Origin of the sequence: Mucilaginibacter hurinus, from assembly GCF_003324525.1 — a bacterium.
Classification (GTDB): Bacteria; Bacteroidota; Bacteroidia; order Sphingobacteriales; family Sphingobacteriaceae; genus Mucilaginibacter; species Mucilaginibacter hurinus.
Window position 1 is genome coordinate 337,819 of record NZ_QGDC01000002.1, and the last position, 22,426, is coordinate 360,244.

Here is a 22,426-nt window from a genome sequence, read left to right on the forward strand (position 1 = left end):
ATGGAAAAAGAGATCATTGAACACGGCCTGGGTTATAACAGGCGTCGTTTTTTATCAAAACTAAGCCTTGGCCTGGGCAGCGCGGCTCTGGGCTCGTTACTTATACCCGACTTGTTTGCGGGAGGTAGATCAGAACCGGGTGATGACTTTATTGCCGGACTGCCCATGTTTGCACCTAAAGCCAAACGGGTTATTTACCTGTTTCAGAACGGGGCGCCTTCGCAGCTGGAATCTTTTGACTACAAACCTAAGCTGCGCGAAATGTGGGGCCAGGAGCTTCCGGCATCGGTACGCATGGGTCAGAAATTAACGGGCATGACCTCTGGGCAAGCATCATTCCCTTTGGTTGGTTCATATTTTGACTTTGCGCAATACGGCGAATCGCGTGCCTGGGTAAGCAGCCTGTTCCCCTATACATCAAAAATTGTGGATGATATTTGTATCATCAAATCAATGCATACAGAGGCTATTAATCATGACCCAGCGTTAACTTTCTTTCAAACCGGATCGCAGCAAGGCAACCGCCCTAGTATGGGCTCGTGGCTTAGTTACGGCCTGGGGAGCGAAAACAAAAACCTCCCTGCATTTACCGTACTACTTTCACGTGGTTCGGGTAACGGGCAGGGCGTGTATTCAAAGCTGTGGAGCAATGGTTTCCTTGACTCGGTACACCAGGGTGTTCAGTTCAGCAAAGGCGAAGACCCTGTGTTATACCTGAATGATCCAGCTGGTTTAAGCAGGGACGACCGTCGGAAGATGCTGGACAAGGTTTCAGAATTAAACCATATGTCGTATGAGGAATTTGGCGACCCGGAGATTAGCACCAAAATACAACAGTATGAGATGGCTTATCGCATGCAAACCACCGTACCCGAAGTAACCGACCTTTCTAAAGAACCTGATGACATTATAAAACTTTACGGGCCCGACTGCCTGGTACCCGGAACGTTTGCCGCTAACTGCCTGCTTGCACGTAAACTGTCTGAAAACGGTGTGCGCTTTGTTCAGTTGTACCACCAGGGCTGGGATCAGCATGGCCAGTTACCTTCGCAAATGACGGCGCAGGCAAAAGATACCGATCAGGCCTCGGCGGCACTGGTTACCGATTTAAAGCAACGCGGTTTACTGGATGAAACATTAGTAATTTGGGGCGGCGAGTTTGGCCGTACAAATTATAGCCAGGGCAAACTGGAAAAAGACAACTATGGTCGCGATCATCACCCCCGCTGCTTTAGCATCTGGATGGCCGGCGGTGGCGTAAAACCGGGGTTGGTATATGGTGATACTGATGACTTTGGCTATAATATTGTTAAAAACCCGGTACACGTACATGATTTTCAGGCCACGGTGTTAAACCAGTTGGGCATTGACCATGAAAAACTGATTTATAAACATTTAGGCCGCCGCTACCGCCTAACTGACGTTTCAGGTAAAGTAGTAAGAGATATTTTAGCTTAGATAAACAACCGATATAACAATCTCACAATGAACAGAAGACATTTTATAGCAGGCACATCTGCCGCTACCGTAGGCCTACTAATTATGAAAGACCTGTTTGCCAAACCGAGCGGCCCCGTTTACGGCCACAATGGCAGACGGTACACTATGGATAAAAACTGGGGCACCTTAAATCGTGATGTTACCCCGGTAAATGATTGCCATGAAATGGTGCAGGATTCAAAGGGGCGCATCATCATGACAACCAACGAAACCAAGAATAATGTACTGATATACAATAAGTCAGGCAAGCTAATTGAATCATGGGGGCACGATTTTCCGGGGGCGCACGGCCTAACATTAGCCAATGAGAATGGTTCGGAAACCCTTTTTATAACAGATTATGCCAAAAACCAAGTATACCGTACCACGCTAGACGGCAAAAACCTGTTAACCATTAATGCCCCCCTTGAAGCCGGCATTTATAAGGAAGCGAAAGAGTTTGTGCCTACTGAGGTTGCATTTGACCATACCAACGGAGACTTTTTTGTTGCTGACGGTTACGGCGCCCAGTACGTATTACATTACGACAGTGAAGGCAAACTGAAAAGTTATTTTGGAGGCCGCGGCGAGGGCGATGAACATTTAGATAATGCACACGGAGTTGTCATAGACAGGCGTAACAGCACACCTACCCTGCTGGTTACTGACCGTACCCGCCAGTGCTTTAAACGCTTTAGCATGGATGGCAAGTTAATAGAGGTTATAAAACTACCCGGTGCCTGCGTGTGCCGTCCGGTTATAAAAGACAAAAACCTTTATGCGGCTGTACTAATGTCGCATGATATGAAGCAGATGGGCACAGGCTTTGTAACTATATTGGATAAAAATAACAAGGTAATATCAAACATAGGCGGCACCGAACCCATTTACAAAAACGGCGAGTTACAGGAAATAGGTCAAAAGGAAAAGATATTTGTGCACCCGCATGATGTTTGCGTGGATGATGATGAAAACCTGTATGTAACGCAGTGGGCATCAGGCAAGGTTTATCCGTATAAATTTAACCGCGTTTAACCAGACCGTATCCATCAAATTTCCCTTTAACTAATTATGAAGAGCAACCTGAAAGGTTTTGCGGAGAATGTACTTTTTGTCCTAAATATACTGATTGTTTTCTTCCTGCTTTTTGAGAGCAGGGTGGTTATACCAAACTGGATGGTGCCGGTAGGCAGGATGCATCCAATGATACTCCACTTCCCCATCGCCATATTAATATTGGCTATGGTGCTGGAGTTCTTCCGGTTTAAAAACCAGTATCAGTCGCAGGTGTTTTATCAAAAATTTACGTCAAACCTTTTACTTATCGGGTTGCTGTCTGCTGCTGTTACTGTTGTTATGGGGCTTTTCCTCTCTAAGGAAGAAGGGTATTCAGGCAGCGTGCTGCAGTGGCATAAATGGACAGGGATAAGCATTGTCTTCTTCGCTTCGCTGGTTTATTTTTTTCGTAATTACCGGTGGTATAACCACCTGGTTGCCAAGGGCGGCGCCATAATAACCATAGTGTGTTTGATACTTGCCGGCCACTATGGTGCAATACTTACTCACGGCGATAGCTTTGTACTGGGGCCAATCATGCCGCAGGAGGCTATTCCGCAGGTTCCGTTGGACCAGGCGAAGGTTTATGATGACCTTATACAACCAGTGTTTAAAGCAAAATGCAATAGCTGCCACAATCCGGAAAAAATTAAAGGCGAGTTATTACTTACGGATGAAGCCTCAATATTAAAGGGAGGTAAAACGGGTAAATTATTTGTAGCAGGCAAGCCCGAAATTAGTTTACTGCTTCAGCGTATACATCTACCTCTGGAAGATAAAAAGCATATGCCACCATCCGGTAAACCTCAACTCACTACCGAAGAGGCTTTATTGCTACATTTATGGGTGAAGCGCGGTGCCGATTTTAAAGCCAAAGTTATTGACCTACCGGCTGATGATTCATTAAGAAAACTGGCCGCCGCGATACTTAAACCAGTTGCAGAAGTAGCCTACACATTTACAGCTGCGGACGAAAAAACAGTTAAAAAGCTAAACAACGACTATCGTACTGTAGTGCCACTGGCGGGCGGATCTCCGGCCCTATCAGTTAGTATCTACAACCGTAAAAACTACAATCCTAAAATCCTTGATGAATTAAGGGAGGTTAAAAAACAAATCGTCTCACTCAGCCTGGATAATTTGCCCGTGAAGGATGAAGAATTAAAAACCATATCGGAGTTTGAAAATGTTGAAGTATTGAACCTGAATGCGACGGATGTAACAGGCGAAGGGCTAAAACACCTGGTTAATCTGAAGCGTTTAAAAACCCTTTCGCTATCAGGTTCAAAGGTATCCTACCAAAACCTCCAGCTTATTAAAAACTTTAAAAGTTTAAAAACCCTTACCGTTTGGAATACAGGTATAGCGGATAACCAGGTACAGCAGTTAAAAAAAGCAAACAATACTATACAAATCATATCGGGCTATAAAGACGATGGGAAACCTATCAAGCTTAATTTGCCGATGTTAAAAAACGCTACGCCGGTATTTAAGCAAACCATAATCACCAAAATAACCCACCCGATACGCGGTGTTGAATTAAGGTACACTACTGATGGCACCGACCCGGATAGCTTGAAATCGGCGGTTTATACAAAGGGCATTTTGTTAGATGAGCATACATCTATGCGGGTAAAAGCATTTAAAAAGGGCTGGATAAGCAGTGATGTTGCCGAGTTTAAATTTTATAAAAGCACATATACCCCTGATTCGATTGCATTGGTGCACCAAGCTGTGGACCGTTTTTCGGCTAATGGGGCTAAAACACTGGTAGACAACGAGCTTGCCGAACTGGTTAACCTGAGCAACCGCTGGTTAGGGTTCGATAAAAAGGACATGGAGGTAATGATGTGGTTTGACAAACCTGTAAAGTTATCGTCGGTAATGATACAAAACGTCACGCTACCAATCTTCCTGATATTGCCGCCGGGAAACATAGAGGTTTGGGGCGGCCCGGATAAAGATCACCTTAAGTTGTTGGGATCATCAAAACCCGTTGTACCTAAGGTTGCCGGCGTTTCGGTGTTCACTGATAATTATGTTGATTTAAAACCAACAACGGTAAGTTATATTCATATCAAGGCAAAAACGCAATTTTCGCTGTTAGTCGACGAGATTTTTCTGAATTAAGATGAGGCGTATACTACCAGGTATCGGCTTGTGGCTGTTAGCGAGCACTTTTACGTGCAGCGCGGCAACAGTTGATACTGTTGAGGTATACAGCGATGCAATGAAAAAGAATGTTAGGGCAGCGGTTATTAAACCGGGCAATTATTCATCAGCACGGCCATTACCTGTAGTTTATTTTTTACACGGTTTATTAGGCAGCTATAAACAGTTTTTGCAAAGTGTACCGGAATTTGCAGACTATGCCGATAAGTACAATATCCTTATCGTTTGTCCCGACGGAAGCGCAGCCGGATGGTATTTTGACAGTCCGGTAAATAATCAGTCTAGATATGAAACCCATATATCCTCAGAAATAGTAAGTTACGTCGACAGCCATTATAATACTGTTAAAAATCGTAAAGGCCGTGCAATAGCAGGTGGCAGCATGGGTGGCCATGGCGCTTTTTATATTGCTTTTAAGCATCAGGATATATTCGGCGCTGCAGGCAGCATAAGCGGATGTGTTGATATAAGGGCTTACCCAAAAATGTTTGCTATACAAAACGTTTTAGGCGATTACGCTGAATATCCGCAAAGATGGGAGGAAAATACCGTCATCAATCTTACACATTTGCTCACGCCATATTCCCTGGCGCTGATATTTGATTGCGGGTCGGAAGATATGTTTGCTGACGTTAATAAAGCGCTGCATCAAAAAATGCTTAATATGAATATCCCGCACCATTATATCTCACGGCCCGGGGGCCATACTTTTGAGTATATGACGACAGCGATAGGCTTCCAGATGCTGTTTATCAGTAACTTTTTTAGCAACCGGTAAAAACAATCGTCATAAAAAAAAGCACCCCGATTGACAGGGTGCCGTTCCTTTTTACGGGTTTATTTATCAATTAGGGATTGTAATTACACTAACGGCGTTCGCTTTCATTTCCAGTGTATCACCGTTTACTATGCCGGTTAACGCCGGCCCTTCGGCCGAGGCTTCATCCACTGTGCTTATAGCAGCTCCTTTAAAATTTGCAGGTACTTTTACGCTGATAGGCTTACCACGCTTATTTAAAATAAGCACCTTTTTACCTTTTGGTGTAATGAAACCCTGCGCCGCGTAATCAGTTTCAGCCATAATAAATGGGTTCACTTCAACCAGCTTATCGCCCGGACCAAAATTATCAACCAGTAATTTTAAGGTCCAGTAACGGGCATTGGGCTTGGCATTTTCCCAATTCATCATGCTTACATCAGGGAATTGCGTAGGATAGCCAACTAATTGCGATTCATTAATAATATCAATGCCTATCTTGTTTAACTGGATAAATAAATATGCGAATACGGCTGATGACAAGTTCCAGTAATGATCAGGAATCGGCTTGGTACGCATTTCGTCTGTAAGAAACGTGCCTAACTCATTGGTAGCCACTCCAACGTTAGGATTAAGTCGCTTACGGATATTTTCGATAAATTTCACACTGGTTACAAAGTGTTCGCTCTTATCATAATAAGTACTTTGATAGTCGGTTAAAGTTTGGATAGCATTTCCACCAGCATAAAAGTGGTACGATATCATATCAATTGGTACGCCCGGCTTATGGTTTTTAGGATTAAGGAAGTACTCATAAAACTTAGGGTCGCCATATACGCATGATGCCATACCGATAAATTTTGTTTCGGGCGAGACTTTCCGGATGGCAAGTACTACTGCGTCATAAATCTTTGTGTACTGCTCCGGGGTAAGATTATGCTCTAGTTCCGGCTCATTCAGCACTTCCCAATAAGGTATTTTAAAGTAATGGCCAGATTTGTGATATTTACCTGCCTCGTCGGTAAAGCCACCTTTTGAATACCAGCTTACTATCCTTGCAAAGTAATCACTCACTTCCTTCAACGTAGTGTCGCGCAATAGATTACCACCACCATAACTAAAATCAACTGTGTTCGGATCTGCCGGGTATGGAACGCGCTTTGGTGTTATAAACATCCATTGCGGGATAGTTGGGAAATTCAATATCGACTTGTGGCCTTTTGACGCCTCCATGTAATCTAATACTATCGGGTCTATCAGGCTGAAATCCCAGGAGGTTTTATTGCCATCAGGCGGCTCAAGTTCGGCTACTGCTAACTTAGGATAAGGGTACCACGGCGCAAAACGTACATACTCGGCGCCAAGATCTTTTATGGATTTAAATATGCTGGCGTGCATGTTTGAACCTCGGCGCAGTTTTGCATTTACCACAACCTGCATGCTTGGCGTTGATTTAGAGACTGAAATGGTTTTGCCCCAAACAATATTCAATGGTACCTGTGCAAAGCCGGCAATATTAGCTAACGTAATGGCGGTAATAACAAATAGTTTCTTCATATTTAAGTTGATTTGAACATACTAAAAGGACCCGCGAAGAATTAACCGCACAGGTCCTTTATATGTTATCATATCTAACGCGTTACCCTGGCGCCCATATTTACAACTTCCTCGTAGCTGTAAGGGGGCTTACCACCTGCCCACGCAATACCTCTCAATAGCAACATACGGTACAGCGGATCGTCATAGGTCCAATCCCAAAAACCGGGAACAGCAACAAACACTTTACCTTTACCGGCCGGGCCTGTTGTAGTCCATAACTGGGGCTGCGGTTTGCCATCTTCGTTGGCAGTTGCCAGTACGGTTACTTGTTTGTTCATTCCCTGTACCAGTTGCCATTGCGATTCCTCCTGGAAACGTGTTTTAGTGAAGCCCTTAGTTAAAGGATTGCCTTGAGTAAAAGTATAGTCGATAGGCCCTTCCCTGAACTTAGATTTTCCGGTTTGAAAGGCCATGCCAATGCGGTTAGCCAGAGCTTGTGCATTATCTGCTTTAATAGCCTGGTTAATGTAAACCAAACCACCACCACGCTGCAAAAATGCATCCAACTGCTTGCCGTTAGCTTCAGTAAAACCCGGGTAATTCCAAAAGAAAACGATCACATCGGCATTAACAAACTGCTCAGCTGTTGGCCATTTAGCCGCGTTGGTTACCTTAACATTGTAAGCCAGTCCCAACAATTCAGTCATTCTCTTTTGCTCAAGTAAATAATCGCGCTTGTTTTGCTGCCATATATTTTTAGTAGCAAACTGCGATTCGCGCTCACTTGCCAGCCAAAGCACCCTTAACGGTTTAGCCGGCGTTTTAGCCTTTGGTGCCGGAGGAGTATACTCCTGCATCACCTGCCTTGCTTCTACCCCTGTGCGTATTGCCGGGATGAATGGAAAATCCAGTTGCAATGGTTTACGGGCAGTTAACAGGTATGTAAGCAGGTCCTTCATTTTCTGTGGCCCTAGCATCTTGTCCAGGCCTTCAGGCATCAAGGATGTCGACATGGTTTTGCTGCTTTCAACCTGGCTAAGCGGTACGGTAGTGTTATTACCGCCCAAATCACGCACCGTTAACGAATCTGTAGTTTGAGATACCCAACCTACCAGCTTACGCTTATCCTTAAGCGTAACGGTGTATGCAATATAGTCGGGATTGATAGCGGCGCTTGGCGAATGAATATCTCGCATCACTGATTTGTAATCCCTGAATATCAGGTTTGAAAGATCAGGGCCGATAGCTTTACCTTTACCGTTTACCATATGGCACGTTGAACATATCGCTTCACCAAAAAATAGCTTTTTACCACGAGACCAGTTACCCCCAGCCAACTCAGGTTTTTCATCAGTAGTATTAACCTGAGGAGGATATATCTCTTTTAACCAGGGCGCAAAGAAACGGCTAACCTGCAACGCACGTGGCCGCGAGTCTTCATTGGTGTAATAATGCACCTCCATGCCAGCGTTTTTACCATCGCTGTTCATAGCAATTTCCAGATCGTACGGAACGCGCTCAACCTTGTCAAAAGTTAGCTTGGTTATGTAGGCATCACCTTGTTTAGATGAGGGGGTGATTTTAGCCTTGCCTGCCTTTACATCAACCGGGGCTGATGATTTTAAAACCAGGGTTACATTTTCGTCAGGCCACTTATAATCAACACTACCCTCAGGCTGCTGTATGGGGCGCAGCATGTACCATAAGTTTAGCTTGGTTTTCCAGGTAATAGTACCGGGTTTTTGCAGTATTGTATTTATGTTTTCAGATGCGCCGTATGGTTTTGTAAATGCTTTAACAACCATTAAATCAAGGTGAGGTACGGTGCCATTCCATTTTTGGTTACCTGATACCCAACTTACATCAACAGCATTTAAATTGTACGCCAAATCAATGTTAGGCACCTGCGGTATGCTTCCGGGAGCTTTATTATCGGCTGCAAAGGCCGGCAACTTTATAGCGTAAGCTACCGGCTCAACATGCGTGTAGGTGTTAACAATAAGGGTACGCCCATCCACAGAAAGCTCAACGCTTTTAACGCCTATCTCCTGCCTCAGGCTGCGCATTTGCCTGTCAACCGCTTGGTAGCCCGGACGCCATACCTCAAACCTGTCGCCCGAATTAACGAACTCGCCGTACTCAATTTTTATTTTATCCGCCAATCCTGCAAGATATTCTTTGGGTACAGGGTTATCAAAGGCAATTTTTACCTGGTCGGCTTTTGCCGCAAATACCGATACCGGCTGCGGTAATACTTTATTTGTACGGATAATTTTGAACAATTTACCCTTAGCATTCGGGCCATTTCCCCAATCGGGCGCGCCTGAGTGTGTGGCTATAATGAGGTCGCCCTGCGGCGTAGGCGCGGCGTCAACCAGCAAAGAGCTAACCGAGCCAATAATAGCATTTTGCGCAACATAACCCGAAGCGGTTTTTATCAGTTCGGTGCGGTATAATTTGCCCCGCGAATAACCGCTCACAATGGCGTTATTAACCCACCACTGCGGACCGAACAGCGGCCCGCCGTTTATGGATACATTGAAGTTTAGTCCGCAGGTTGATTGGTGTTGAGGGGTATAATCATAAACGCTTGGCTCATCAATTACATTTGGCAGATATTTTGGATGACGCGGAGGGAAACCGTAATGTTTACCTTTTTCAATATATAATAATTCATCAAGCGGGTTACCGTTAGCCAGCCAGGTAGCTCCCTCCTGCTCAGAAGCAAAAAGGTCGCCGTGTTCATTAAAGGCCATAGCTACAGGAAAACGAATACCTGTGCAAACGATTTCGCGCTTGCTGCTGCCTGGGGCAAGGCGCAATACCGTACCCCGCTCGCTGTTTATGTCATACTTTGATTTGCCGGCGGTATCAACCACATAAGCATTGGTAAAATCAGCCGCGCCTAAAGAGAAATATATCGACCCGTCACTGGCTTTTGCGATACCAAAAGCGTCTACCCCCGTTTCAGTGGTGCCGGTGTATACAAAGGGCCTAACCCAATCCTTGGTCAGCACTTCCTCTGTATCTGCTTTACCATCCTTATTGGTATCCTTTAACAATGACACCTTATTGTTTGAGGTTACATAAATGCCTTCCTTGTCTACTACCATGCCTACAGGCATTCTGAAAAGATCTTTATCCCACCATGTTTCCACTTTATCTTCCAGTCCGTCGCCATTGGTATCGGTCAGCACGTAAATATGTCCGTCATAAGCCAAAGCATACAACTTACCGTCAGGGCCGTAGCGTACCACGTTTACATTGGTTACTGATACTGGCAGTTCTTTGACAGAAAATCCGGGAACGAACATTTGAACCGGCGGTATACCCGTTGTGTCGACAGGTGTAAGGGCTGAGGACGACGAAAAACCATAGTTATAGTTACCCCCTGTATCAGCGCTTTTTACAGCAAAGAAGCCAATGAGCGAAATTGCCGATAGTATAAATAGAATTGTTAACTGTCTTTTTCCGGGTACCGGCCCGGTAATGCTCTGCACGGATATTTGTAAGTTTTTCATCAATAGTTATCTAACAAGTTAAATGATTATGCATAATAACATCATTATGTGTTACGAGCACATTGACATTAATTTGAATGTATTTAAGTTTTATGGGCTATCAATAAAGGGATCAATTAACCGGAATGCCGGTAAAATCGATCCGCTTTATTTAAACACAATTTAGTTTAATTGGTCATTCGTGTACCTATTGTAACAACATCGTTAAACCTGTCGAGTGGTTGGTGGCCGGCCCACAATAAACCCCTGAACAGCAATACCCTGAATAGCGGATCGTCAAAAGTCCAGTTATAGTGTCCCATGATAGAAACAAACACTCTTCCGTTACCCTCCGTTGATGTCCAAACCATCGGCTGTGGTTCTTTGTCTTCCATACTGGTTGCCAGGATATCAATTTTGCGCGAACCCGGGGTAAGCACCCAGTAGCTTTCATCTTCCAGTACCAACGGCTTTTTGAATCCCCTAGTAACGGGATGCGCTGCTGCCGCCGGCGTAAATTGCAAATCCAAACGTCCGTGTCTGAATTTAGACTGGCCACCTTTCCAGGCTAAGCCAATTCGGTTTGCCAATGCAACCGGATTTTGCGTTGCATCTACACCGTAATGCAGGTAAACAAGGCCGCCCCCGCGTTGCTGAAACGCTTCAAGTTGTTTGCTGTTGTCTTCATTAAACTGCTGATAGTTCCAGTAAAATACGGCAACGTCCGCATTGTTTAACTGCTCCTGGGTAGGCCATTTGCTTACCTTAGTTACAACAACATTATCCATCAGCATAAGTATTTTGGCCATGCGTTGCTGTTGCAGCGGGTAATCATGCTCATCCGGACCATGGTCTTTTGGACCTGATACCCAAAGTATCCTAAATGGCTTAGGTTGAACGCCTAACCTTTTTGCAGGAGATTTTTTAGGCGCAACCTTTGGCTTAGCACTCAAGTTGTCCGCCTGGGAAAAATTCCGTAATACGTCCTGCACCTCAGACGGCGAGCGAATTTGCGGAACAAATACATGTTCAATCTTTGCCGGACCTATGTTCGTTAATAAAAAGGTCATCAGATCCTTCATTTTTTGCGGCCCAAGCATCGCGTCTAAACCAGTAGGCATAATTGAACCATTGTAAGGCTTAGTTTCTGCTACGCTTTTCAGCGCAACAGTTGTTCGTACACCTGCAGCGTCACGTATGCTTAGCGAATCTTTAGTATATGAAAGTACACCCAGGTAGGTTTTCTTATTTTTTAAGGTAACCGTATGCGCTACATAATCAGGATTGATTGACGCGTTTGGCTCGTGAATGTCACGCAGTACCGATGCGTAGTCACGGTGTTTTGAGTTTGAAAGGTCGGGCCCAATTGTTTGGCCTTTGCCGTTATAAGTGTGGCAGTTGGAACATAAAGCCTGTCCGAAGAATAGCTTTTTCCCTCTTTCCCAGTTTCCGCCAGCAAGTTCGGGTATCTCCCGTTCACCTGAAGGCTCTTTCGGAAATATATCCTTTGCCCAGGGCGCAAAAAACCTGAATATTTGCAACGCACGCGGGCGGGAGTCTTCGTTTGTGAAGTAGTGCACTTCCATTGTGAATTTCCTGGTGGTATTGGCAGCGACTTCAAGGTCATACCCTTTTTTCTCAACCGCTTTAAATGTAACCCTTGTTTCATAACCGTCACCCTGTTTTACCGGAGACGATACAGTTCCGCCGGCGGCAGTTAATGTAACGGGTTCTGATGACTTAAACACCAGGGTAACATCTTCAGGCGGCAGTTTATAATCAATAGTTGATTCGGGCTGTATTTCAGGCCTTAACATATTATTAAGATTAAGCCTGGTTTTAAATACAAGTTTACCGGGGGTGTTTAAAGCCTGCTCAAGCCCGGTATATTCACTTGTGGGTTTTAAAAATTCTTTACTTACATTAAGGTCAAGATGCGGTATGTTGCCCTCCCATTTTTTTCCGCCAGCTTCCCATTTTACATCAATACCGTTAAGGTTGTATGCCATGTCAATATCAGGGCTTTGTTTAATGCTGTTGGCCGATTTAACGTCATTGGTAAAAGCAGGCAGCGTAATACCATAACCAACCGGTGATAAGTGCCTGAAGGTGTTAACCAATAAGGTTTTTCTATCATCTGAAAGACTAACGTTTTTTACACCCATTTTTTCAACAGGTACTAAACGCTGCCTGAAAACTTCCTTGTAACCGGGGCGGGTAAACTCAAACCTATCACCCGCAGCTACAGGCTCTCCAAATTCAATTTTAATTTTATCGGCAAGTCCGGCAAGGTATGCAGCTGGCAGGGGCTTATCAAAAGCCACCTTAACCTGGTCTTGTTTTGCTACATAGGCCATAACCGGATTAGGTACCTCCTTGTTTGTACGCATAATTTTGTACAACTTACCTTTGGCAGCCGCTCCCCAACCCCAATCGGGCGGGCCCGAATGTGTGGATACCACCAGGTCACCGGTAGGCGTAATAGCCGCGTCAACAGTTAAATACTTACATGAAGCGATAAGACTATTGACAGCCACATAGCCGGAGGGGGTTTTGTGTAATTTGGTACGGTATATTTTACCGCGCGAAAAGCCGCATACAATCGCATCATTACGCGCCCAGTCTGCCTGAAAAACCGGACCGCCATTTACAGGTAAGTTAAAGTGGATACCCGTGGTTGACACATGTTGGGGCTTGTAATCAAACACACTTGGCTCATCAATTACATTGGGTAAATATTTTGGATGACGCGGCGGGTACCCATAGTGCCGGTCGGGTTGTATGTGCAACAACTCATCAAAAGGGTTGCCATTAGCCGGCGGCCAGGTAGCGCCCTCCTGGTCGGTGCAAAACAGGTCGCCCTGCTCATTAAAATCCATAGCTACCGGGAAACGGGTGCCAGTACAGTATATTTCGCGCTCATTGCTTCCGGGTTTAACTTTTAGTATAGTGCCGCGCTGGCTTTTAATGTCGTAGCGCGATATGCCTAACGAGTCAACTGCATATGGCCTGGTAAAATCGGCTGTTCCTAAGGCAAAAAAGATATTACCATCCTTGTCTTTGGCTATGCCAAAAGCATCAACACCGCCTTCGGTTGTTCCGGTATACACCTTCGCGCGTACCCAATCCTTTGTTACAATTTCTTCGGTATCTCCAATGCCGTCTTTGTCAGTATCTTTTAGTAATGATACTTTATTTTTTGCGGTAACGTAAATACCCGCCGGTGTTACAGCCATCCCTACCGGCGCGGCCAGGGTACCCTTTTCGCCGTTCCACCATTCTACGGCCTTGTCTTCCAAACCGTCGCCATCAGTATCAGTAAGTGCATAGACATGCCCGTTATAACCCAACCCATACAATCTTCCATCGTCACCATATTTTAAAACATTTATCTGATTTAATGACAGCGGTAACTCCCTCACCGAATAACCCGGAATAAAAACCTGTATATCGGGTATTTCGTCTGCCGTACCATCAACTGCTGCGGCGGGTGTAAACGAGGCAGCATTGTTGCCGCCGGGCGAAAAATGACCAGAACCGAGCGTGAAAACGGATAACAGACCTACAGCTAAAAACAACAACGTAAGTGTCTTCTTGTTATGTTCCAGCGTTTTAGAACTTTGTAAATCCAGTAGTAAATTTCTCATTAGTTACAAATAATCGGGGTTAACCTAAAATAACCTGTTTGCTGAAAACAGCAAACAGGTAGGGTTCAATAGTAACAGGTGTTACCTGTATACTTTAATTTAATTGGTATTATCTTACATCATTTGCAAAAACAGCTCTACAGCTTTTTGTGCAAACATAGGGTCGTTAATATTGGCATCTAATTCTATAACCTCGATACCGGGTTTAAGGTTGCTTTTTAAGGCATCAACAAATGCGCTGTCGGCTGCCGGGTCCCAAAATAATTGCGGTTCGCCATCTTTTATTGAGTCGAGCATTGAATAGCCTTTTAAAGGAATCAAAAATTTAACCGTGCCTTTAGATGCGTTTGCCTTTTCGGCAAATATCCTTCCCATATCTGCATTTTCTTCAGGCGTGGTACGCATCAGCGTAACATTCGGATTCCATTTATAAAATAGCCGGTCCTTATATTTTGCGGGTATGGTATCAGGCGCACCAAAGTTGCACATATCAATGCAGCCGGGCGCTATCAGGTGTGGTATACCTGCCTGGCCGGGTCCGTCAAGCCTTTGCGGACCGGCGTCAAACACACCACCCCCTATAGTATCAGCCCATTCGGTTGTGGTAATATCCAAAGCGCCTTTAACATGGCCGTCTTTAATAAGCTGCTCCATGGTTTTGCCACCTGCCCCGGTAGCGTGAAACACCAATACCTCATAACCTTTGTTGCTCAGCATCTCGCGACAACTGTCTATACAGGGCGTGGTATTACCAAACATTGACGCCGCCACAATTGGCTTTTCATCAGCTGTTGATTCAACCATTGCATTTACCATGCCCGTTAAAGCACCCGCCGCATTGCTTAGAAACACACGGCTTAACGAGTTGATGCCTGATATATCTGTTAAAGATGGTATAAGAATAGTGTCACTTGTGCCTAAATAGGGTGAAGTATCGCCTGATGCAACCGTAGATACGCATATTTTTGGCAAACCAAAGGGTAAAGCGCGCATGGCCGCGGTTACTACAGCAGTACCGGCAGTGCCGCCCATACCAATAATACCATCAAAACCCTCTGTTGCATATAGCTCCTTTACAACTACTGCAACGCCATCAGTCATCGCTTTAATTGCCGCTCCCCTATCATTAGCGTTTTGAAGTGTAGTTAGCGAGGTGCCGCCCGCCGCAGCTACTTTATCTGATGATATATCTATCTTAAACAAATCAGTACTGCCCATAACTCCTGTATTTACAGTAATTACCTGCAGGCCGTTCTTTAAAAAAATATCTATAATAAATTTATGCTCGGCGCCTTTGGTATCAAACGCACCAACAACTACAACTTTTTTAGCCATTATTATGCTGTCTTGGTTTGAAAAGTGATGCCCTTAAATTTCTTGATCTGGTTAGTAATAGCAATCTCGGTAGGAAGTCTTTCCATAGAGCTGGCGCCGTAAAAACCATCAACGCCAGTTGTTCTGTCCAAAACATATTGCGCATCCTCCGGGTCGGCTATCGGGCCGCCATGGCAAAGCACTATTACATCATTGTTAATGCTTTTACATACATTGGTGATCTCCTGTATTTCGGTTACGCACTGATCAATAGTTTTTGCAGTTTGTGCGCCTATTTTCCCTTTAGTGGTAAGGCCCATGTGCGCTACTATAATATCGGCGCCCGCGTTGGTCATTAGTTTTGCTTCATCTGTATTAAATACATACGGAGTGGTAAGCATGTCAAGGTCATGTGCCGCTTTAACGCAATCAACTTCAAGCTGGTAGCTCATACCTGTCTCTTCAAGATTAGCCCTGAAAACACCGTCTATTAAACCTACGGTAGGGAAATTCTGAATACCGGCAAAACCAAGGGCTTTGAGTTCTTTCAAAAAGCTGTCCCTAATCATAAAAGGGTCTGTGCCGCATACGCCTGCAAGCACCGGCGTACTTTTCACCGCCGGTAAAATTTCATACGCCATTTCCTTTACAATCTCATTGGCGTTGCCATAAGATAGTAACCCGGCCAGCGAGCCGCGGCCAGCCATCCTGTATCTGCCGGAGTTGTATATTACTATTAAATCAATTCCGCCAGCCTCTTCGCACTGGGCCGAAATTCCTGTTCCTGCACCGCCGCCAATAATGGGCTGCCCCGCTGCAATTTTCTGTTTAAAATCCTGTAAAATTTGTGATCTGGTAATTGTTGCCATAAATTAAGGTTACACTTTGGCACTTATAGGCAAATGTTATACCAAATAACCTTTAACAAAATTTTTAGCCTTATTATCAGTTAAATAATAATTTCCATATTATTTTTTCTCTTAGTAAAGGAACTTTTAATTTATAAAATTTGTTACCTTGTGTTACCTTAAGTAACAAACATTGTAACTCTTTAGAATAGCAGCGAAAAATGTCATTACTAAAAAATGTAATTAAGAACGCGGATAGGCTGGCATCTCCTTTTATCTCGGTTGCCACAGGGAGTGGCCATACGGCAAAGTCAGCCGTAGAATCGGGTGCAGATATGATCATCGCGCTTAATGCTGGTTTCTATCGTAACATTGGCTATGGTACGCTGGCAGCATTTATGCCTTATGGTAATGCCAACAACCAAACGGAAGAGATGCTGAAGTACCATATACTGCCGCACGTGAGCTCCACCCCTATCGTAGCCGGCGTTTTCGCTACCGACCCTGAATTGCCGGTAAAAAAAAGGTTGGAGCGTTTAAAGGCGCTCGGTGTTGAAGGCATAACTAATTGGCCTGCTATCGGCTTTATCGACGGAGCGTTTAGAGATCATCTTGAAGCCGAGGGGCTTGGCATTGAGGCTGAAGTAGCTATGTTGCAGCAGGCCGGCGAAATGGGATTTGTAACCTTTGGTTTTGCATTATCTGCTGAGGATGCCTGCACGTTTGCGAAAAGCAATGTAGATGCCCTGATACTTAATGTAGGCTTAACTTTTGAAATGGATGACGCTATTGAAAAGCGCAATCAACTTCAGCTATCAATAACCAAAGCAAAGGAAATGCTTACCATGGTGCATGACACAGGCCACAAACCATTTTCACTGTTGTATGGCGGCTATGTTACCAAACCCGAAGATTTTGATGAATTTTTAAAACAGATACCCTTACACGGCTACGCGGGTGGTTCGGTATTTGAGCGCTTCCCGGTTGAACAGGCCATAAATGCGCAGGTTAAAAGCTTCAAAAACATACCTTTCCCTAACACAAATGCCAATACTTTACCGCGCTTTGGCAACCTGGTGGGCTCATCGGCGCCGATGAAAAACCTGTTTACGCTAATACAAAAAATAGCCCCTTACAATGTGAACGTTTGTATCGACGGTGAATCCGGCACGGGCAAGGAGCTTGTTGCCAATCAAATACATTTATTAAGCCCGCGCAAAAGCCATCCTTTTATCACTGTCAACTGCGGTGCCATACCGGACACATTGGTAGAAAGCGAGTTTTTTGGTTATGAAAAAGGCGCATTTACCGGTGCTGCCATGCGCCGGCAAGGTAAATTTGAACTCGCAAACAAAGGCACACTTTTCCTGGATGAAATAGCAGATCTAAGCCCGCACGCGCAAGCAGCCTTGCTGCGGGTTATACAGCAAGGAGAGATTGTTACCCTGGGCGGACAAAAACCGACACCGGTTGATGTAAGGATACTTTGTGCATCTAATCAAAATCTGGAGAAGTTGGTGGAAGAGGGAAAATTCAGGGTAGATTTATATTTCAGGCTGAGCACTATTATTATTAAGATCCCGCCATTACGTGAACGCAGCGGCGACGTTCCGTTACTGGTTTCAAATATCCTGGCAAAACTCTCCATTAAATTCGACAAAAAACTGATTGGCGTTACCAATAGCTTTATGGACCGCCTTAAAAACAATCACTGGACGGGCAATGTACGCGAGTTGGAGCAGGTTATAACCCGTCACGCGCTGATTGAGGACGCTCCAATTTTGGAAGGCAAAGCGTTTAAGCATGCCGATAAGCCTGCAATAACGCAGAGTTATAACGAGAATAACCATGAAAGGGCGGTAAGAGCAATGCGTGAAGCCGGTGGCAATAAAAGTAAGGCAGCCAATTTATTAGGGATCAGCAGAAAAACGTTGTATGTATGGATTAAAGAGGGTGATGAACAACTTTGATCATATCTAAGTTATTTTGTTCAAAGCCAGCAAAAAAAGCCTTACTAATTTCTTCATAAGGCTTTCAGTTTTAGGTTGCAAAAATTTTAAATGTAACGGTTTACCAGGTTTTCTAAATACTCCTGTCTGCCGCTAAGTATTTCAGGTTCGCCATTATCTATGGCATATTGCCTTAAGTCTTCAAGTGATAATTTACCATCCTCAAAAGATTTTCCTGATCCTGAATCAAAAGAGGCATATCTATCTTTACGAATCTTTTTGTAATCAGATTTTTGAAGGATGGCATCAGCAGTAACCAAAGCCCTCGCAAATATATCCGCACCGCCTATGTGAGCGTAGAATAAATCTGCCGGATCGGTTGAGTTACGGCGTATCTTTGCATCGAAGTTTACACCGCCGCCCTGCAGGCCACCAGCTTCTAAGATAATCAACATAGCTTCGGTGAGCTCGTTAATATCGTTAGGGAACTGGTCGGTATCCCAGCCGTTTTGATAATCGCCGCGGTTAGCGTCAATAGAGCCAAGCAATCCGGCATCAGCAGCAACCTGCAACTCGTGCTGGAACGTGTGCCCTGCCAACGTAGCGTGGTTAACTTCCAGGTTAAGTTTAAAATCGTTCAGCAAGTCAAACTTTTGCAGAAAACCCAATACAGTTGCCGCATCATAATCATACTGGTGCTTGGTAGGTTCACATGGCTTAGGCTCAATAAAAAACGTGCCTTTAAACCCATTTTTACGGGCATAATCTTTTGCAGTATGTAAAAAACGGGCAAAATGCTCCTGCTCACGTTTCATATCAGTGTTTAATAAAGACATGTAACCTTCGCGACCGCCCCAGAATACATAATTTTCGCCATTGAGCGCTATAGTTGCATCTAAAGCAGCTTTTACCTGCGCACCTGCATGGGCAAGCACATGGAAATCAGGATTGGTTGAGGCACCATTCATGTATCTGCGGTGGCTAAACAGGTTTGCGGTTCCCCAAAGCAGCTTTACTCCGCTGGCGTCCTGCTTTTGTTTAGCATACTCAACCAGCGCCTGTAGGCGCCTGTCATTCTCGTTCACGTCATTACCGTAGTCAACAACATCAACATCATGGAAACAATAGTATGGCATATCAAGCTTGGTAATAAGCTCAAAAGCCGCATCCATTTTATCTTTGGCACGTTCAACTGCATCCGCCTTTTCATCCCATGGAAAAATGTGTGTAGCCCCGCCGAACGGATCGGCACCGTTGCCGCAGAAAGAATGCCAGTAAGCTACTGCAAAGCGCAGATGCTCTTTCATTGTTTTGCCAGCTACTACCCTATTAGCATCGTACCACCTGTAAGCCAGTGGATTATCAGATTCTAAGCCTTCGTACTTAATTTGACTTATGCCTTTAAAAAATTCTTTGTTTCCGGTTACTACGCCCATTTGTATTAATTATTGATTTGTAGATTTCTGTGAAATATGATATGGTTTAGTTGAATATCAGTTAATTAATAATTCTCTGTCCAGAAGCGCCTTCCATTCGCCATATACCGGTTCCATGCTTTTTGATACCGGTTCAACCAGGTCAATGGGTTTCATGTTGCTGAAAGCTTCGGCAGGTGAAGCGAAAATTCCGGCTCCTATTCCTGCACCTAATGCCGCCCCCGCGCTGCCGTCATTTTTATACAGCTCCACAGGCACGCCTGTTACATTTACAAAGGTTTCGGTAAATAGCCTGCTTAAAAAAAGGTTGCTTTTACCGGCGCGGATGATGGTTGGGTTCATTCCATTTTCGCGCATGATATCCAGGCCATAACGAAACGCGCAGGCAATACCCTCCTGTACCGCCCTGAATATGTGCGCACGGGTATGCTGGTTTAAATCAATATGATGTAGGTGCACGCCTACCAATTTATTGTTAAGCATACGTTCGGCGCCATTGCCAAACGGCAATATCCGCAGCCCATCACTGCCCAAGGGTACCGTACCCGCCTCATCATTCATCTGTGTGTAATTTACAGCGGCGCCAAACAAATTTTTCGTCCAACGGTAAAGACTGCCTGTGCCATTTATGCAAAGTAATACGCCTAAACGTTTTAGGTTATGCGTGTAGTTCACATGCGCAAAAGTGTTTACGCGCGATTGCGGATCAAAACCAAGCTGATCGCTTACACCATATATAACACCAGAAGTTCCGGCTGTAGCGGCTACTTCTCCCGGGTTAAGCACGTTTAGTGATAACGCGTTATTGGGCTGATCGCCTGCTTTGTAGGTTACGGGTATGCCTGCTTTTAGTCGCATGATTTTTGCTACCGACTCACGTACGTTGCCGTGTGATGAAAACACGGGGCGAACCGGCGGAAATAACGAACTGTTAAAACCGTAATACCCAGTAACATGCTCAGATATAGCGTTATTCTTAAAATCGAAGAATATACCTTCAGACAGGGCCGATTCAGAGGTAGTGATCTCCCCGGTAAGCTTCATTGCAATGAAATCTCCTGGAAGCATAATCTTATCTATCCGCGCATATATCTCGGGTTCGTTTTCTTTTACCCAAGCCAGTTTTGAAGCGGTAAAATTACCGGGAGAATTTAGCATGTGTGATAAGCATGTTTCGTGCCCGATAGCATCAAAAGCTTTATCACCGTATTCCACCGCACGGCTGTCACACCATATAATACTGTTACGTAAAACCTGCTGGTTTTTATCAACCAATACCAGGCCGTGCATCTGGTAAGCAATGCCTATGGCGGCTATATCTGCCGGGTTATACTTTCCTGTACTATGGCATCTGCTCAGCGCCTGTAATGTTTGCTCCCACCACATATCGGGCGATTGCTCGGCCCATCCTAATTGCAGTGCGATAATGGGCGATTCTTCATCAGGATATTGAGCTGAGGTAATAATTTGCTGTGGATCAGCGTCAATGATGGATACCTTCACCGATGAAGTGCCTATATCTATACCTAATAAAAGCATAACTGGATTTAGGGGGTTGCTATAGTTTTTCCTATTAATTATTATTTTGCACGAATTTAGATTAAATTTTCAAACCCGCAATCGATTGCTTAAATTATTTTTGTTAGCTTTAACAACACATGAGACCAAAGAAAAGGACAACCATATACGATATTGCCGCAAAACTCAACATCACAGCATCTTCAGTATCCCGGGCGTTAAATAACAGCAACCATGTAAATGAGGATACCAAGAAGCTGATATTGAAAACCGCTGCCGAGCTGAATTATAAAAGAAATGTTTTAGCATCAAACCTGCGCAAGGGCGAGAATAAAACCATTGGTGTGGTTGTGCCGCGCATCAACCAGAATTTTTTTTCGAATGTTATTTCCGGTATCGAAGAAACCACTTATAGTAAGAATTTCAACCTCATCATCTGCCAATCCAATGAGTCGCATGAAAAGGAAATTAAATGTGTTAATGCCTTAATTAATCAGCACGTCGATTGCATCATTATATCTGTTGCGGCTGAAGGCACAGATTATACCCACCTGCAAAATGTTATAGACCACAACATACAACTAATTCAGTTTGACCGCGTGGTTGACGAACTGGAAACGTTGAAAGTTATTAATGATAACGAATTGGCAACGCTGGAAGGTATTACGCACCTAATTGAACAAGGCTATAAGCGAATAGCCCTGCTGGAAGGACCGCAAAACTTAAACATTTTCAGGCAACGTAAAGCAGGGTATTTAAAGGCCCTGCGCAAACACAAAATGCCGGTAATTGATGAGTTAATAGTTGAAAATGCCTGGACAAAAGAGTTGGGCGCCGAAGGCACACGTAAATTATTAAGCCTGCCCGAACCACCGGATGCCATCTTTGCCTCTACCTCTGATTTTTCGGCGTTAGGCGTTTTAGAGGTAGCTACTTCTATGGGCTTTAAAGTACCTGATGAGCTGGGGATACTAGGATATGCAAATGAACCTTTTACTGAATTAACCAGCCCATCAATAAGCACAATAGATCAGTTTACAAATTATATGGGTAAGACTATCGCTAACTTGTATTTCCAGGAATCGGAAAATAAAGATTCAGTAGTGGTGCCCAGGACGATAAGCGTAAAGCCGAAACTTATTGTCCGGGCTTCAACGTCCAGAACGCAGCAAGTCTAACTGATTCGAGCGAGCGTTTTCATCGATCTATCT

General features: G+C 44.5%; 13 protein-coding genes. 6 read left to right on the forward strand and 7 right to left on the reverse strand.

All coding sequences use genetic code 11. From position 1 onward, the window contains the following. From DJ568_RS04705 to DJ568_RS04720, 4 genes are read left to right on the forward strand one after another with little or no spacing between them, the layout of a single operon-like run. Positions 1-1,458, forward strand: a complete 1,458-nt coding sequence (locus DJ568_RS04705; protein WP_114004089.1) for a DUF1501 domain-containing protein — start codon at positions 1-3, stop codon at positions 1,456-1,458. Between the two features lie 27 nt (positions 1,459-1,485). Further along, complete coding sequence (locus DJ568_RS04710; RefSeq protein ID WP_114004090.1) at positions 1,486-2,514, forward strand: NHL repeat-containing protein; 1,029 nt, start codon at positions 1,486-1,488, stop codon at positions 2,512-2,514. Positions 2,515-2,550: 36 nt separating this feature from the next. Then, complete coding sequence (locus tag DJ568_RS04715; RefSeq protein WP_114004091.1) at positions 2,551-4,665, forward strand: FN3 associated domain-containing protein; 2,115 nt, start codon at positions 2,551-2,553, stop codon at positions 4,663-4,665. Between the two features lies 1 nt (position 4,666). Further along, the gene (locus DJ568_RS04720) at positions 4,667-5,485 is read left to right on the forward strand and encodes an alpha/beta hydrolase (protein ID WP_114004092.1); all 819 of its coding nucleotides are present in this window, start codon (positions 4,667-4,669) and stop codon (positions 5,483-5,485) included. A 66-nt stretch (positions 5,486-5,551) separates the two neighbouring features. Here the strand turns inward: DJ568_RS04720 and DJ568_RS04725 are convergent, their stop codons facing one another. The 5 genes from DJ568_RS04725 to DJ568_RS04745 form a co-directional block, all read right to left on the reverse strand. Further along, positions 5,552-7,021 (reverse strand): GH39 family glycosyl hydrolase, encoded by a 1,470-nt coding sequence (locus DJ568_RS04725; RefSeq protein ID WP_199560866.1) that lies wholly within the window; start codon positions 7,019-7,021, stop codon positions 5,552-5,554. Positions 7,022-7,095: 74 nt separating this feature from the next. Further along, positions 7,096-10,524: a ThuA domain-containing protein gene (locus DJ568_RS04730; RefSeq protein ID WP_114004093.1), complete on the reverse strand. Its 3,429-nt coding sequence runs from the start codon at positions 10,522-10,524 to the stop codon at positions 7,096-7,098. Positions 10,525-10,691: 167 nt separating this feature from the next. Then, positions 10,692-14,150 carry a ThuA domain-containing protein gene (locus DJ568_RS04735; RefSeq protein WP_114004094.1) on the reverse strand — a complete coding sequence of 1,153 codons (3,459 nt, stop codon included), beginning with the start codon at positions 14,148-14,150 and terminating at the stop codon, positions 10,692-10,694. Between the two features lie 114 nt (positions 14,151-14,264). Beyond that, on the reverse strand, positions 14,265-15,485 hold the full coding sequence (locus DJ568_RS04740; protein WP_114004095.1) for a Tm-1-like ATP-binding domain-containing protein: 1,221 nt from the start codon (positions 15,483-15,485) through the stop codon (positions 14,265-14,267). Positions 15,486-15,487: 2 nt separating this feature from the next. After that, positions 15,488-16,333, reverse strand: coding sequence for a phosphoenolpyruvate hydrolase family protein (locus DJ568_RS04745; RefSeq protein WP_114004096.1), 846 nt, complete (start codon positions 16,331-16,333; stop codon positions 15,488-15,490). Between the two features lie 200 nt (positions 16,334-16,533). Between DJ568_RS04745 and DJ568_RS04750 the strand changes: the two genes are divergently transcribed. Next, complete coding sequence (locus DJ568_RS04750) at positions 16,534-18,282, forward strand: phosphoenolpyruvate hydrolase family protein (protein ID WP_114004097.1); 1,749 nt, start codon at positions 16,534-16,536, stop codon at positions 18,280-18,282. An 86-nt stretch (positions 18,283-18,368) separates the two neighbouring features. On the opposite strand, the gene xylA is transcribed toward DJ568_RS04750, so the two are convergent. Together xylA and DJ568_RS04760 are read right to left on the reverse strand one after the other, a co-directional pair. Further along, positions 18,369-19,697, reverse strand: coding sequence for a xylose isomerase (xylA, locus tag DJ568_RS04755; protein WP_114004098.1), 1,329 nt, complete (start codon positions 19,695-19,697; stop codon positions 18,369-18,371). A gap of 57 nt (positions 19,698-19,754) precedes the next feature. Next, entirely contained in the window at positions 19,755-21,236 is a 1,482-nt protein-coding gene (locus DJ568_RS04760; RefSeq protein ID WP_114004099.1) for a xylulokinase, read from the reverse strand. A gap of 119 nt (positions 21,237-21,355) precedes the next feature. Here DJ568_RS04760 and DJ568_RS04765 point away from each other — a divergent pair, with 119 nt between their 5' ends. After that, positions 21,356-22,393: a LacI family DNA-binding transcriptional regulator gene (locus DJ568_RS04765; protein WP_114004100.1), complete on the forward strand. Its 1,038-nt coding sequence runs from the start codon at positions 21,356-21,358 to the stop codon at positions 22,391-22,393. Positions 22,394-22,426 lie beyond the last annotated feature (33 nt).